Here is a 15,683-nt window from a genome sequence, read left to right as displayed (position 1 = left end):
GAGGCGTTTTCGCTCTCCGGCTTTGTTGATGTTCTGCCTGTGTAACACGCTGCAGATGGTGGTTATCACGCAGCGTGTTGTTGTTATTTGACGATCAGATGTTCCTGCCAAAAACCGCTAAACGGTCCTGTGAAACATGCCGCAGCGTCAGTCGGCCTTCTGGCGACGGGCCGGGAAGAGAATGACGTCGCGGATCGACGGTGCATTTGTCAGCAGCATGATAAGACGGTCAACGCCGATGCCGAGACCACCTGCTGGTGGCATGCCCTGATCGATTGCATCAAGGAATTCATCGTCAAGCTGCTTGTCTTTTTCGCCGCGAGCGTGAGCCTGTTCCAGCTGCTCGACCATACGGCGGCGCTGTTCCTCGGGATCGTTGAGTTCGGAGAAAGCGTTGCCTACCTCCCAGGCGTTGCAGTAGCTTTCGAAGCGTTCTACCAGACGTGGTTCGCCGGGAACTTCCTTGGCGAAAGGCGAGATGTCCTTCGGGAAGTGCGTGACGTGGCTTGGCTGAATCAACGTGCCTTCAACGTTCTCTTCGAAGATGAATGCCAGGCACTCGCCCCATGTCCAGTCCTTCTCGACTTCGAAACCGGCAGCCTTGGCGGCGGCGCGGGCTTCTTCATCGGTCTTGATGTTCAGGAAGTCGATACCGGTTGCTTCCTTGACGGCATCAGGCATAGGAACGCGCTTGAACGGGCCCTTGAATGAGATCGTCTGGCCCTGGAACTCCAACTCGGTCGTGCCATGGATGGCGACAGCGAGGGTTTGGAACATGCGCTCGACCAGACCCATAATGTCTTCGTAGTCGGAATAGGCCCAGTAGCACTCCATCATGGTGAATTCAGGATTATGCCGCGTGGAAACGCCTTCGTTACGGAAGTTGCGGTTGATCTCGAATACCTTGTCGGCAAGGCCGGATACCAGCGTGCGCTTGAGGAACAGTTCCGGCGCAATACGCAGGTACATGTCCTGCTTCAGCGTGTTGTGGAAGGTCTTGAACGGATCGGCAGTCGCGCCGCCATAAACCGTCTGCAGCATTGGTGTCTCAACTTCGAGGAAGCCTTCAGCTTCCATGAAGCGGCGAATGCCGGAGATAATTCTGGAACGCTGCTGGAAGCGCAACTTGGACTCTTCATTGGAGAGAATGTCCAGATGACGCTTGCGGTAACGCACTTCGACGTCGGAAACGCCGTGCCACTTTTCAGGCATCGGTAGCAGCGACTTCGTCAGCATGGTGATTTCTTCAGCGTTGATGGTCAACTCGCCACGCTTGGTGCGGCGAACCTTGCCAGTGACGCCGATAATGTCACCCATGTCGATCAACGGCAGCAGCTCACGGGCCGCTTCCGGTGTGGTGTCCTTGTGGCTGAAGATCTGCACCTTGCCGGACGCGTCATGGATGTCCATGAACATGCCGGAGTTGCGGTTGGAATAAACACGACCAGCAACGGTGACCGTATCACCGGTTTCGACGTCCGGCTCGATATCGGCGTATTTTTCCGCCAACTCGGCATTGGTCATCGTGCGGTGGAAATGCGCAGGGTAGACGTCACCGATCTTTTCGCGCAGCAGCGCCAGTTTCTGGCGGCGCACTTCCGTGACGTCGGAGGAGAGAGCGGTTTCGGTTGTCTTGTCGTTCATTGTTCAATTCCTGTTGCGGCGGTACCGCGGCGGCAATTAGTTTCCGGTTCTCCCTCATTCCTGTGATTATCACAGGATACCAGTGCGCACAGGTCTCTGGGCGCGGGAGATTTTTTTGCATTCATTCACGGCGCAAATACGCCGTGGCTGGTTTTCCTGTGACAAACACAGGAATGAGGGACGAATGGTAATCCGCCCCGGTAAACCTTAGCTTCCGCTGCCAACCATGGTAGCGACCACAGCAATGGCAACCTTCAGGCGCTGGCGTACCACGGAGCGGCCAAGCAGCGCCATGCTGTCAAACAGCGGCAGCGAACGCGATGTGCCGGACATGGCAACGAACAGCGGTGGTGTCACCACGCGCAGTTTCTTGCCGGTGCGTTCAGCAAGGTCACGCAATTCTGCCTCGATGCTTTCAATGTTCCAGTCCGGCATTTTTTCCAGATCGGCAGCAACGGTGGTCAGGATTTCATGAATTTCTTCCGGCTTGCTTTTCAGCCCTGCGAAGGAGGCTGGTGTCAGGCCAACATCACCAGACAACAGGAAGCCTGCCAGCTGCGGCAGTTCGCTCAATCGGGAGATGCGGCTCTGTGCCAGCTTGAGGCCTTCGGTCAAACGGCCATTTTCCGATGACCATTCGAAAATACGGGCAAGAAACTCTTCCTGGCTCAGCTTTTCGCGCAGCCAGCGGCCGTTCAGCCAGTCCAGCTTCTGCACGTCGAAAATAGCGCCAGCCTTGGACAATGCATCCGGGTCGAACTTGTCTGCAAGCTCGTCCATGTTCAGAAGCTCTTCGCCTTCACCGATCTGCACGAAGAACAGTCCCAGGAAGTTCATCAAGGCTTCTGGCAGGTAACCGAGTGCCGAGTAGTAGGATATCGACGTCGGGTTCTTGCGCTTGGAGAGCTTGGACTTGTCGGCATTGCGCATCAGCGAAAGATGCATGAATACCGGCTGGTCCCATCCAAAATAACGATAAAGCAGAATGTGCTTGGGCACTGAAGCCAGCCATTCCTCGCCACGCGCAACGTGGGTGATCTTCATCAGATGGTCGTCGATGACATTGGCCATATGGTAGGTCGGCATGCCGTCGGCCTTCATCAGGACCTGCATGTCAACGGAATCCCACGGGATCGACACTTCGCCGTAGACGCCGTCGGTGAAGTCGCAGGAACCTTCGGTCGGGATCTTCATGCGAACAACCGATGTTTCACCGGCCGCCAGCTTGGCTGTTACTTCTTCAGCTTTCAGATGCAGACACAGACCGTCATATTTCGGTGGCTTGCCAGCGGCGCGCTGTGCTTCACGCATCTGTTCCAGGCGCTCAGGCGTACAGAAACAACGGAAGGCATGGCCTTTATCCAGAAGTTCCTGAGCATAGGGCTGGTACATGTCCTTGCGCTCGGACTGGCGGTACGGGCCGTATGGACCGCCGACATCGGGACCTTCGGACCATTTCAACCCGGTCCATTTCAGTGCTTCCAGCACTTTCTCTTCATATTCGCGGGTCGAGCGGGTTGCATCGGTATCTTCGATGCGCAGGATGAACTCGCCGCCGGTTTTCTTGGCGAACAGATAGTTGAAAAGTGCGATGTAGACAGTTCCGACATGCGGCTCACCGGTAGGAGAGGGCGCGATACGGACGCGAACGTTGGAAGTGCTCATTGGATGATCGCTCGTATTGACGTGCAAGGGTTACGGGAAGTTCCCGTATGCGACGACTGGTTTTAGCATGCATTGAGGAAACGGGATTTGGGGATCTAGGATGCCCGCAATTCCGCAATTTTCCATTGGAATGGCCTTAGGCCACATTCAGCCCCATGCGTCAAGAAAATTAGGTCAAATCAGGATGCCGGCCAGACGTAAAGCAGCATTGGAATGCTGGTGATGATGATCAGGAATGATAGCGGCAGACCAAGCCGTGGATAGTCGCTGAACCTGTAGCCGCCCGGTCCCATGACAAGAGTGTTGCACTGGTGGCCGATGGGGGTGAGGAAATCACAGCCGGCGCCAATCGCGACAGCCATCAGAAATGCCTCCGGCTTGAAGCCAAGTGTGGTGGCAAATCCTGCCGCGATCGGGCCCATGACAAGTACCGTTGCGGCATTGTTGAGGAATGGCGTGACAGCCATCGCAGCCAGCAGAATAAGACCAAGAGCCATGAAAGGTGGCATGCCTTTGGCCGTTTCCCCCAACCAGGTCGCAATAAGGTCGCTCGCACCTGTCGTGCGCAGTGTATCGCTGACCGGGATAAGCGCCGCCAGCATCACAAGAATAGGGCCATCTACTGATTTATAGATGTCGGACAGGGGGATAGCGCCAATGGCGATCATAGCGAAGGCGGCGGCAAAGAAGGCAACCGCGACTGGTGCTATGCCGGTGGCCGCAGCTGCCATGGCAGCTGCAAGTACCAGAAGTGGCAAAATCGCGCGTCTGCGGGTGCCGAGCAGGATTTCACGTTGCGCGAGCGGCAGAAGGTCGAATTCCTTCAAGACCTGTGAGATGTTTTTGCTGTTGCCTTGCAAAACGATCACGTCACCGGCCATCAACGACAGATCACTCAGACGCTGGTTCAGGCGGTGTCCGCGACGGCTAACGGCAATCAGGTTGACGCCGCGTGTGTAGGACAGTGCCAATTCTTTCGCCGAAAGGCCTTTGAGGATCGAGGTGTTGTCGATCACCGCCTCCATGGCCATGACATCGCTTTCCTTCTGGCCACTGCCAGTCAATGGCTTGCCTGACAGTGTGAGCTTTGCACTGGAGACCACCCTGTCCAGATCAGTGGCATTGCCTTCCAGCAGCAGTGTATCGCCAACCTTAAGCACAACATCGGGAAAGGGGGAAATCCTGCGGTGGCCTCTGAGAATGGTTGTCGCAATGACCGCACCATCGCCCTGTTTCAGCAGTTCATTGAGGCTTTTGTCTTTAATCGGTGAATCTGCTGTTATGGAGGCCTCGGCTGTGTAGGCGGATTTTTCCATAATGTCTTCGACGGAGGCGTCCGGCTTGGTGCGCACTGGCAGCAGCCGGTAGCCAAATGTCAAAAATACGATGCCGATGACTGTCAGGCCAAGACCGACAGGCGTGAAGTCGAACATCGAGAAACTTTGACCGGTCATTTCCTCACGCAGTCTGGAGACCACGATGTTGGGCGAGGTGCCGATCTGCGTCATCAATCCACCGAGCAAGGCAGCAAAGGCCATCGGCATCAGATAGAAGGACACGGGGGTGCCGGACTTGCGGGCAAACTGAAAAGCCACTGGCATCATGATAGCCAATGCGCCGATATTCTTGATGAAGGCCGACATGACAGCCACAACAATCATCAGGAAAGCGAGCTGCAACCCTTTCGAGCGCATTTCGGGGAAATATTTCTTGATCAGCGTATCGACAATGCCGGAACGGGCCACCGCCGTGCTGACGATCAGTGCACTGGCGACGATGATGACAATATCGTCACTGAAACCGGAGAATGCCTTGTCGAAGGGCACGATACCCACCGCAACAGCGCCTAATAGGGCGGAGCAGGCAACCACGTCATAACGCAACTTGTCCCAGATGAAAGCTGCCATCATTGCTGCGATAACGGCGAAGGCTAAAATCTGGTCTGTTGTCATTCAGGAATGCACTTTCGGCAGGAGAGTGATTGGCCAGAACAGCCGATCAGATGCGGTATTAAACGTATGAAACCATAGCGCGTTCCGTCGTCAAAATGCAAAAGACCCGCCCTTGTCAGGCGGGTCTTTCAATATTCGATTCAGCGGTTAATGCTTGGCGGCCTGTCGTTTACGGGCACGGGCGTTACGCGCCATCATGTTGAGAAGTTCGACCAGGGCAGAGAAAGCCATAGCTGCATAGACGTAGCCCTTCGGCACATGCATGCCCATACCTTCGGCAATCAGCGTGGTGCCGATCATGAGCAGGAAGGCGAGAGCCAGCATGACGATTGTCGGGTTGCGCTCAATGAAGTTAGCCAGCGGCGTCGCGGCTACCAGCATCACAGTCACAGCAAACACAACAGCAACGATCATGATCGGCAGATGGGGCGTCATGCCAACGGCCGTGATAATGCTGTCGACCGAAAATACGAGGTCAAGCAGCAGAATCTGAATGATTGCAGATGAGAACGTGTTGGTGACCGTTCCGCCAACCATGTCTTCCTTGTGGTCGATAGGGTCAACATTGTGGTGAATTTCCTTGGTCGCCTTCCACAGCAGGAACAGACCGCCGACGATCAGGATAATGTCTTTCCAGGAGAAGGGGTGACCGAAAACATCGAAAACCGGGTTGGTAAGCTGTACGATCCAGGCGACAGTGCCAAGCAGGCCGAGGCGCATGACAAGTGCGAGGCCAATACCGATCTTGCGGGCTTTTTCACGCTGCTCCGGTGGCAGCTTGTTGGTCAGGATCGAGATGAATATCAGGTTGTCAATGCCGAGCACGACCTCCATGACGATCAGGGTAATCAATGCCACCCAGGCAGTGGGGTCGCTCAAGAGAGGGAGAATGGTCTCCATCGGGGGGTGTTGTCCTTTCAATTGTGCAGCATTGGCAAATATACGACGCAATCATGTACGTTATAAAACGCGAGAAACAAGCGCATTTATTTCAACGATATGCCTGATTATTCGCAATTTTCGCGTTTAACGCGAAATTACGCCTGCGCAGATTTTGCCTAATGCGCTCAACTGATTTTGGTTCCGTAAGCGGCCATGAATACGCGCACGGCGCTGTTGACCACCCGGTCCAGTTCCTGCTGCGGCACGTCACCATTAATTTCACCAAACAGGCGAAGTTTGAAAAACGGACCTGACGACAGTTCGATATATTGCCGGGCGGCCAGTTCGACATCGTCGACCTGCAAGTTTCCAAGCTTCACATGATGTTCGATGAAATCCTGTAGCACGCTTTTGATGTTGACCGGTGAACTGGCGAAAAAACGCTTCGCAAGACCTGGCATGCGGTCAATAACGCCAATCACAGAACGCATAGCTGGTATGACCTCAGAGCAGGTCATCTGTCGGGAAAAGGTAAAGCCGAACTTCTTGAGACCTTCTTCAACCGCTTGTTCGCCCGCCAGCACATCACGCATGGCTTCGGCAAAACGGGTACGATGCCTGTCGATCAGGGCCGCAAAAAGATCTTCCTTATTTGCGAAGTAAACATAGATCGTACCCTTGGAAACGCCTGCTTCGCGGGTAATATCGTTCATGCTGGCAGCATCAAAGCCAAGTTTGCGGAAAACAATCCAGGCGCCATCGAGGATCTGTTCGCGCTTTGCAGGATCTTCTCCCGCCGCGAAACGCCCGGTGGTGACCGGCGTTCCAGATGTCTCCATGTCTTCTTGCGTGCTCACACTCTTATCCCTGTTTGAAATTTTGATTCCCGTCAAATCGAACTGTTTGGTTCGATGCCCTCTTGATATGTGTCATGAAAAGCTTTATGTCAATCGAACCGAACGGTTCAGTTCAATAAAATTATGTCCTACATGGTGGTGAGCACATGTCTGCCCAGAACACAGGCGCGGTACGCGCGGTCAATACAAATGAGGGCGCAGATGAAACGGCGCGTAAAGATGATGCGGTAGAAACCACATCGCAGACACCTGCGCCGCCACAGGATGCGCCACAGCAGAAGAAGGCAAAGCGTCGCTCGCCTATTTTGCCTGTGTTGGCAATTGCCGTGCTGGCCGGTGCCGGCTGGTATGGTTACCAATGGTGGACCGATGGTCGTTTCCTCATCTCAACCGATGATGCCTATATCGAAGGTGACATTGCGATCATTTCGCCTAAGGTTTCCGGTTACGTGAACAAGGTCCATGTCGTCGACAATCAGGAAGTCAAGGCTGGTGATCCGCTCGTCACTCTGGATGATGGTGATTATCGAATCGCGCTTGAACAAGCCGAAGCGCAGGTTCGTACCCAGGAGCTGTCGCTGTCGCGTATCGATGCACAGCTTGCAGGTGCCAAGGCTGCTCTGCAGCAGGCCGAAGCACAGAAGGGTGCGCTTGACGCAGCCCTGCGCGGCGCGGAAATCAACCAGAAGCGCGCCAACGAGTTGCAAGCCAAGGATGTTGGTACGGTTGCCTCTGCAGATAATGCACAGGTCGCGCTTGATCAGGCTGCCGCAAATGCTGTTGCCGGTGGGGCCAGCATCGAATCCGCCAAAGCCAATATCTCTCTACTGGCAGCGCAGAGAAACGAAGCTGAAAGCACCATCCGTTCGCTGGTTCTGGCCAAGGACAAGGCTCAACGTGACCTTAGCTTTACAGTGTTGAAGGCGCCTTATGATGGTGTCATCGGCAATGTGGCTGTTCAGGTGGGCGATCTGGTGTCCAGCGGCAAGCGGCTTGCAGCGCTGGTGCCTATGAACGACCTCTACATTGATGCGAACTTCAAGGAAACGCAGATCGCCAAGGTCGAGCCGGGTTCCAAGGTGCGTATCCATGTGGATGCGCTTGGTGAGCAGGATATTATCGGCACGGTCCAGTCGATCTCGCCGGCTTCCGGCTCGGTGTTTTCCATGCTGCCACCTGAAAATGCCACAGGTAACTTCACCAAGGTTATCCAGCGCGTGCCTGTTCGTATCGCTTTCTCTGCCGAAGATCTTGCCAAGCATAATCTTCGTGCCGGTTTGAGTGTTGTCGTGGACGTGGATACACGCACTGCACCTGACAACAATGCGGTAGCGCAGAAGTAAGCGCGAAAGGCTCGCATCATGACGGAAGCGGTCATCCGAGGCGGCAATGCAGTTGCCGCGTCCGATCCCCCCATGGATAAAAAGCGGCTCATTGCCTTCTTTGCCATGGTCGTGGGCATGTTCATGTCCATTCTGGACATCCAGATTGTGTCTGCCTCTCTCGCGGAAATCCAGGCCGGCCTTGGTGCCGGCTCGGATGAAATCGCCTGGGTGCAGACGTCTTACCTGATCGCTGAAGTTATCATGATCCCGCTGTCGGGCACGCTGGCGCGTATCCTGTCAACCCGGGTGCTGTTCAGCATGTGTGCGGCAGGTTTTACCCTGTCGAGCGCGCTATGTGCCACGGCCACCAACATCGACCAGATGATCGTGTACCGCGCCATTCAGGGCTTTATCGGCGGTGGCATGATCCCTTCGGTGTTTGCGGCAGCTTTCACCATTTTTCCGCCGTCCAAGCGTAGCATCGTGTCTCCGATCATTGGTCTGGTGGCAACACTTGCGCCGACCATCGGTCCGACGGTGGGTGGTTATCTCAGCCACGCCATGTCCTGGCACTGGTTGTTCCTCGTCAACGTTGTGCCGGGTATCATCGTCACCTTGCTGACCTGGAGCCTGATCGACTTCGACAAGCCCGAAAAGTCACTTTGGAAGAAGTTTGACTGGTGGGGTCTGCTGGCTATGGGCGTGTTCCTCGGTTCGCTGGAATATGTGCTCGAGGAAGGCAACAACAAGGACTGGTTCAACGATGAACATATCGTTGTCGGTTCGATTGCCATGACCATCGGTGCGGTGGTGTTTTTCTGGAGAGCGTTCAAGGTCGAATTCCCGATCGTGGATTTGCGGGCCTTCATGGACCGAAACTTCTCGATTGGTTCACTGTTCTCATTCGTGATGGGGGTTGGCCTTTACGGTCTGACCTATCTCTACCCGCTCTATCTCGGACGTATCCGTGGTTACGACTCGCTGATGATCGGTGAGACAATGTTCGTGTCCGGTCTTGCGATGTTTTTCACAGCTCCGGCTGCCGGTATGCTGTCCAACAAGCTCGATCCGCGTGTAATGATGGGTATTGGCTTCCTCGGTTTTGCCACTGGCACCTATATGATGACTGGCATTACCTCGGACTGGGATTTCTACGAACTGCTTGTTCCGCAGATCCTGCGCGGTTGCTCGCTTATGATGTGCATGGTGCCGATCAACAACATTGCTCTCGGCACGTTGCCGCCGCAGCGTATCAAGAACGCGTCGGGCCTGTTCAACCTCACCCGTAACCTCGGTGGTGCGGTTGGTCTGGCCATAATCAACACCATGCTGACACAGCGCACGGATGAACATTATGCGCGTCTGTCGGAGCATGTGAACTTCAAAAATCCGGAAGCGTTGGATTGGTTGAGCAGTGTAGGTGCGAACTATGACAGCTACGGTCTGGATGGCGCTTCAGTCGCCTTCAAGAAGCTGGCGGGCATGGTAACGCAACAGGCATGGCTGCTGTCATTTGCCGATGTGTTCATGACCTTGACAGTGCTGTTCTGCTTCCTGGTGACGCTGACGTTGCTGATCCGCAAGCCATCTGCTGCACCGCCTGCAGGCAGCGGCCACTAACGATTTTCCCTATCCACCGCCGAGGCCGCCAGAAATGGCGGCCTTTTTCATTTTACGTTTAAAGATGATTGCTGCCGTCCGCTATTTTTTGATTTACGTACCTCAAATTTGGGAATAGAAGGGCTGTCGGAGGACGGAAATGAAGCCAACAGTTCACGACATTGCTGCGAAGGCGGGTGTGAGCCTTGCCACAGTTGACCGTGTGGTCAACCTCCGTTCCGGTGTACGGGAAGTGACCAAGGCGCGTGTGGAAGCAGCCATCGCCGAGCTGGGTTACGTGCGTGATGTCGCCGCTGCCAATCTGGCGCGCAGCCGCGTTTATCCACTGGTTTTCATTTTGCCAAACAATGACAACTCCTTCATGCAGGCATTGCGGGATGAGGTGCGTGCAGCGATTTCACGTGGCCCCTCGGAACGCGCCGAAATTACGCTGCTTGAAATTCCCCCATTTGATGCAGCCGCACTTGTTGCTGCGCTGGAAACCGCGCGGGCCGACATGCCGGCCGGCGTTGCGTTTGTTGCCGTTGAGGGTGACGCGGTGCGTCAGGCGGTTGCGGCACTGTCGGATGACGGCATAGCGACAGTGACAATCGTTTCGGACCTCTCCGGTTCAAAACGCGACCACTATGCCGGTGTCGACAATATTGCTGCCGGCAAGACGGCGGCCAGCCTGCTTGGGCGTTTTGCCAATCCGTCGGCCAACAAGATCGCTGTGCTGGCCGGTTCGCTGATGGTGCGCGATCACCGCGAGCGCGTCGACGGTTTCATGTCGGTGATGGGATCAGAGTTTCCGCAGCTGGAAATTCTGCCGGTTCTCGAAGGGCGTGATGATGTTGCGACGGTTGAAAAGCTGGTGCGCGATACACTTGCCCAACATGCAGATATTGGCGGTGTTTACAGCCTCGGTGCCGGTAACAGAGGTCTTATCAGGGCGCTGGAAAACCTGCCGCAATCGCGTGGCAGACCGGCGGTCATTGCACACGAGCTGAGCACCCACACCACTGCGGCGCTTAAGGCCGGGCTTATCGACGCCGTACTCAATCAGGATGCCGGGCATGAGGTGCGTAGCAGCATTCGTGTGCTCAAGGCCAAGGCTGACAAGGTAGGAGTGATTGCGGCACAAGAACGCATTCGCCTAGACATATTCATGCGAGATAATTTGCCGTGATTGCAAATCCGTCTCACCGTATTTTCATGGAGGAATAACATGTATCTTGGTCTCGATTTGGGGACGTCTGGCGTCAAGGCGCTGCTGATTGATGGCAACCAGCGTATTGTTGGTTCTGCCAATGGCGCACTTGAGGTGTCCCGGCCTCATTCCGGTTGGTCGGAGCAGAACCCTGCAGACTGGATCAAGGCAAGTGAAACGGCAATTGCCGGACTGAAGGCCTCCCATGCCAAGGAACTTGCTGCCGTGAAAGGCATTGGACTGTCCGGGCAAATGCATGGTGCAACCCTTGTTGATGCGGCCGGTGCGGTGCTTCGTCCCTGCATTCTATGGAATGATACGCGCTCTTATGCCGAGGCTGCCAAGTTGGATGCTGACCCAAGGTTCCGCAAGCTGACCGGCAATATCGTGTTCCCAGGCTTTACCGCGCCAAAGCTGGCATGGGTTGCCAAACATGAACCGGAGATTTTTGCCAAGGTCGCCAAGGTTTTGCTGCCGAAGGATTATCTGCGCCTCTGGCTGACCGGTGAATATATCTCCGAAATGTCGGATTCTGCCGGAACGTCCTGGCTTGATACCGGTGCCCGCAAGTGGTCGGCAGAATTGCTGGATGCAACCGGCCTTAGCGAAAGCCACATGCCTTCGCTGGTGGAAGGCACTGAGCAGGCTGGTAAACTGCGCGGCGAGCTTGCATCTGCTTGGGGCATGAGCGATGTCGTGGTTGCCGGTGGCGCCGGTGACAATGCTGCATCGGCTTGCGGCATGGGTACGGTATCGGAAGGCGCTGCTTTCGTTTCGCTTGGTACTTCAGGCGTCTTGTTTGCGGCCAACGGCAGCTATCTGCCCAAGCCGGAAAGTGCCGTACATGCGTTTTGCCACGCCTTGCCAAACACCTGGCACCAGATGGGCGTGATCCTGTCGGCAACCGATGCCCTTAACTGGTATTCCGGCATTGCAGGCAAATCTGCAGCCGAACTGACCACAGAGCTGGGCAACAGCCTTAAGGCACCAAGCGGCGTGACATTTGCCCCTTATCTGTCTGGCGAGCGCACACCACACAATGACGCGGTCATTCGTGGTGCCTTTATCGGTCTTGGTCATGAAAGTGACCGTTCGGTCTTGACGCAGGCGGTGCTTGAAGGTGTCAGCTTTGCCATCCGTGACAATCTGGAAGCGTTGAAATCGGCCGGTACAAGCATCTCTCGCGTCACGGCCATTGGCGGCGGTTCACGCTCGGAATACTGGCTGGCGTCGATTGCAACGGCCCTTGATGTGCCGGTTGATATTCCCGCCGATGGTGATTTTGGTGCTGCCTTCGGTGCCGCACGTCTTGGTCTTATTGCGGCCACGGGCGCCGACCCGGTTGCCGTGTGCACGGCGCCGCAGACTGCCAGAACCATCGAGCCTGTCTCGGCACTTAGCGGTGCCTACGATGCTGCCTATCAGCGTTACCGCGAGCTCTACCCGGCCATTCGCCAACTCGCGCACTAACATCCCGTTTTCTTCCGGCGCAAGCCGGGGGTCTACTTTCATTGACAGAGGTTAGATTTCAGGAGGAATACCCATGTCGACAGGCTTTTTCGGTGATATCACCAAAATCAAATATGAAGGACCGGACAGCACAAATCCGCTGGCGTTTCGTCATTACAATGCGGACGAGATCGTGGCTGGCAAACGCATGGAAGATCACCTGCGTTTTGCGGTGGCCTACTGGCACACATTCACATGGCCAGGTGGGGATCCGTTCGGTGGCCAGACATTTGAGCGCCCATGGTTTTCCGACACAATGGATGCGGCAAAACTGAAGGCTGATGTTGCCTTTGAGTTTTTCTCGCTGCTGGGTACACCCTATTATTGCTTCCACGATGCGGACGTTCGCCCGGAAGGCAACAGCTTTGCGGAGAACACCCGTAACCTCAACGAGATCGTTGACCACTTTGAGAAGAAGCAGGCGGAAACCGGCGTCAAGCTTTTGTGGGGTACTGCTAACCTGTTCTCGCATCGCCGTTACATGTCGGGCGCTTCGACCAATCCGGATCCGGATGTGTTTGCATTCTCGGCTGCGACGGTCAAAACCTGCCTCGATGCTACCAAGCGACTGGGCGGTGCCAACTATGTTCTGTGGGGCGGACGCGAGGGATATGAAACCCTGCTGAATACCGACCTGTCGCGCGAACTCGACCAGATGGGCCGCTTCCTCAACCTTGTCGTCGAATACAAGTACAAGATTGGCTTTGAAGGCACGATCCTGATCGAGCCGAAGCCGCAGGAGCCAACCAAACATCAGTATGATTATGATGTGGCAACGGTTTATGCCTTCCTGCAGCGTCATGGCCTGGAAAAAGAAGTCAAGGTCAACATCGAGCAGGGCCACGCCATCCTTGCGGGCCATTCCTTCGAACACGAACTGGCCATGGCAAATGCCTTCGGCATTTTCGGTTCGATCGACATGAACCGCAATGATTACCAGTCCGGTTGGGATACCGACCAGTTCCCGAACAACGTGCCGGAAATGGCGCTGGCTTATTACCATGTTCTTGCCGGTGGTGGCTTCCAGAACGGCGGCACCAACTTCGATTCCAAGCTGCGTCGCCAGTCGCTTGATCCGGCTGATCTGCTGATCGGTCATATCGGCGGCATTGATTGCTGCGCCCGTGGCCTGAAGGCTGCTGCCAAGATGATTGAAGATGGCGCGCTGTCGAAGCCGCTTACGGACCGTTATTCAAAGTGGGATTCTCCTTCGGCGCAAAAGATGCTGCGTGGCGAGTTGAAGCTGGATGAGATTGCTGCTCTGGTCGAGCGTGAAAACATCAATCCTCAACCGAAGTCGGGTCGTCAGGAATATCTCGAAAACGTCGTAAATCGTTACGTTTAAAACGGCCGAAAAGCCTTATGTAAAAAAGCTGATGAAAGGCGGGGATCAAGCCCCGCCTTTTTTGTTGCTAACTCGCTGCATTTGCACCAAATCCCTGTCGTAAAAGTTTTGTATGATTTAACTGAAACGTTGCAGTAGGCGATGATTTGCCTTTATACCTTGCAAACACCTGTCCAGGGCAGGACCAAAACCCGATACTTAACGGGCCACATTATTCAGGAGGAGACGGAATGATCGATCCCAAGGTGCTTGCAACACGCTTTCCCGGTGATTTTCTGTTTGGTGTCGCGACGGCATCCTTCCAGATTGAAGGAGCATCCAAGGCAGATGGTCGCAAACCTTCGATTTGGGATGCTTTTTGCAACATGCCGGGCCACGTTTATGGTCGCCATAATGGTGACGTTGCCTGCGATCATTACAACCGTCTGGATGCCGATCTCGATCTCATAAAAAATATGGGTGTCGAGGCATACCGTTTCTCTATTGCATGGCCACGTATCATTCCTGATGGCACCGGTCCGGTCAATGAAAGAGGGCTGGATTTTTATGACCGTCTGGTTGACGGCTGCAAGGCGAGGGGCATCAAAACCTATGCCACACTTTACCACTGGGATCTGCCGTTGACCCTGATGGGTGATGGCGGCTGGACGGCGCGTTCCACCGCCTATGCCTTCCAGCGCTACGCCCGCACGGTTATGGAACGCTTGGGCGACCGGCTGGACGCTGTTGCCACCTTTAACGAGCCATGGTGCTCGGTATGGCTTAGCCATCTCTACGGCATTCACGCGCCGGGTGAGCGCAACATGGACGCCGCACTGGCGGCGATGCATTATACCAATCTTGCCCACGGTCTTGGCGTACAGACCTGCCGGGATGTTGCGCCCAACGTGCCGGTCGGTTTGGTACTGAACGCACATTCGGTCATTGCTGCTTCCGACAGTGCGGCGGACAAGGCGGCAGCCGAGCGGGCATTCCAGTTCCATAATGGTGTGTTTTTTGGCCCGGTATTCAAGGGTGAATATCCCTCGGATTTCGTTGAGGCGCTGGGTGACCGCATGCCGGTTGTCGAAGAGGGCGATCTCACCATCATCAACCAGAAACTCGATTGGTGGGGATTGAATTATTACACACCAATGCGGGTTGCCGCTGATCCTGATCCATCAGCCGAATTCCCAGCCACAGTTGAAGCACCTTTCGTCAACGATGTGACGACCGATATCGGTTGGGAGGTCTATTCTCCGGCCCTGCATTCGTTGGTAGAGGAGCTTTATCGCCGTTATGAATTGCCCGATTGTTACATCACCGAGAACGGTGCCTGCTACAATATGGGTGTTGAAAATGGTGAGGTCGATGACCAGCCGCGCCTTGATTATTACGCTGACCACCTGTCGGTGGTTGCCGATCTGATCAAGGATGGTTATCCGATGCGCGGTTATTTTGCCTGGAGCTTGATGGACAATTTTGAATGGGCACAGGGTTATCGCATGCGCTTTGGCCTTGTGCATGTCGATTATGACACTCAGGTCCGGACCGTCAAAAAAAGCGGCAAATGGTACTCGTCGCTGGCGGCCGAATTTCCGAAGGGCAATCACAAAAAGGCAGCCTTGTAGTTTTCGGTGGTTACCTTGAGGTGCCTGCTTGCAGTTGCAGGCAGGCATCCTATGTGTAGCGGGTTTCAAAACGAAACCTGCACGC

Annotated in this window: 11 protein-coding genes; 6 read left to right on the top strand and 5 right to left on the bottom strand. The window is 55.1% G+C overall.

The genetic code is table 11. The annotated features are described in order from the left end of the window. Positions 1 to 147 precede the first annotated feature (147 nt). The 5 genes from lysS to HGO37_RS04430 all read right to left on the bottom strand — a co-directional run bounded on the left by lysS (position 148) and on the right by HGO37_RS04430 (position 6,982). Positions 148 to 1,644, bottom strand: a complete 1,497-nt coding sequence (lysS, locus tag HGO37_RS04450) for a lysine--tRNA ligase (RefSeq protein ID WP_250982277.1) — start codon at positions 1,642 to 1,644, stop codon at positions 148 to 150. Between the two features lie 207 nt (positions 1,645 to 1,851). Then, positions 1,852 to 3,309, bottom strand: coding sequence for a glutamate--tRNA ligase (gltX, locus tag HGO37_RS04445; RefSeq protein ID WP_192488023.1), 1,458 nt, complete (start codon positions 3,307 to 3,309; stop codon positions 1,852 to 1,854). Positions 3,310 to 3,488: 179 nt separating this feature from the next. Continuing rightward, positions 3,489 to 5,261, bottom strand: a complete 1,773-nt coding sequence (locus HGO37_RS04440; RefSeq protein WP_250982276.1) for an SLC13 family permease — start codon at positions 5,259 to 5,261, stop codon at positions 3,489 to 3,491. 147 nt (positions 5,262 to 5,408) lie between these two features. After that, complete coding sequence (locus tag HGO37_RS04435; RefSeq protein ID WP_250982275.1) at positions 5,409 to 6,161, bottom strand: TerC family protein; 753 nt, start codon at positions 6,159 to 6,161, stop codon at positions 5,409 to 5,411. Positions 6,162 to 6,328: 167 nt separating this feature from the next. Then, a complete protein-coding gene (locus tag HGO37_RS04430; RefSeq protein ID WP_250982415.1) occupies positions 6,329 to 6,982 on the bottom strand; it encodes a TetR/AcrR family transcriptional regulator in 654 nt (217 codons plus the stop codon). Positions 6,983 to 7,146: 164 nt separating this feature from the next. Here HGO37_RS04430 and HGO37_RS04425 point away from each other — a divergent pair, with 164 nt between their 5' ends. From HGO37_RS04425 to HGO37_RS04400, 6 genes are all read left to right on the top strand, one after another. Next, on the top strand, positions 7,147 to 8,343 hold the full coding sequence (locus HGO37_RS04425; protein ID WP_250982274.1) for an HlyD family secretion protein: 1,197 nt from the start codon (positions 7,147 to 7,149) through the stop codon (positions 8,341 to 8,343). Positions 8,344 to 8,361: 18 nt separating this feature from the next. Further along, entirely contained in the window at positions 8,362 to 9,945 is a 1,584-nt protein-coding gene (locus HGO37_RS04420) for a DHA2 family efflux MFS transporter permease subunit (RefSeq protein WP_250982273.1), read from the top strand. A gap of 139 nt (positions 9,946 to 10,084) precedes the next feature. Continuing rightward, positions 10,085 to 11,113 carry a LacI family DNA-binding transcriptional regulator gene (locus HGO37_RS04415; protein ID WP_250982272.1) on the top strand — a complete coding sequence of 343 codons (1,029 nt, stop codon included), beginning with the start codon at positions 10,085 to 10,087 and terminating at the stop codon, positions 11,111 to 11,113. A gap of 39 nt (positions 11,114 to 11,152) precedes the next feature. After that, on the top strand, positions 11,153 to 12,604 hold the full coding sequence (gene xylB, locus HGO37_RS04410; protein ID WP_250982271.1) for a xylulokinase: 1,452 nt from the start codon (positions 11,153 to 11,155) through the stop codon (positions 12,602 to 12,604). A 73-nt stretch (positions 12,605 to 12,677) separates the two neighbouring features. After that, positions 12,678 to 13,988, top strand: coding sequence for a xylose isomerase (gene xylA / locus HGO37_RS04405; RefSeq protein WP_250982270.1), 1,311 nt, complete (start codon positions 12,678 to 12,680; stop codon positions 13,986 to 13,988). Between the two features lie 230 nt (positions 13,989 to 14,218). Next, positions 14,219 to 15,598: a GH1 family beta-glucosidase gene (locus HGO37_RS04400; RefSeq protein ID WP_250982269.1), complete on the top strand. Its 1,380-nt coding sequence runs from the start codon at positions 14,219 to 14,221 to the stop codon at positions 15,596 to 15,598. Positions 15,599 to 15,683: the final 85 nt, after the last annotated feature.

The organism is Rhizobium sp. CG4, from assembly GCF_023701965.1.
Taxonomy (GTDB): Bacteria; Pseudomonadota; Alphaproteobacteria; order Rhizobiales; family Rhizobiaceae; genus Agrobacterium.
Note: the sequence above shows the minus strand (reverse complement) of the source record. Positions and strands in the feature narration are given on the sequence as shown.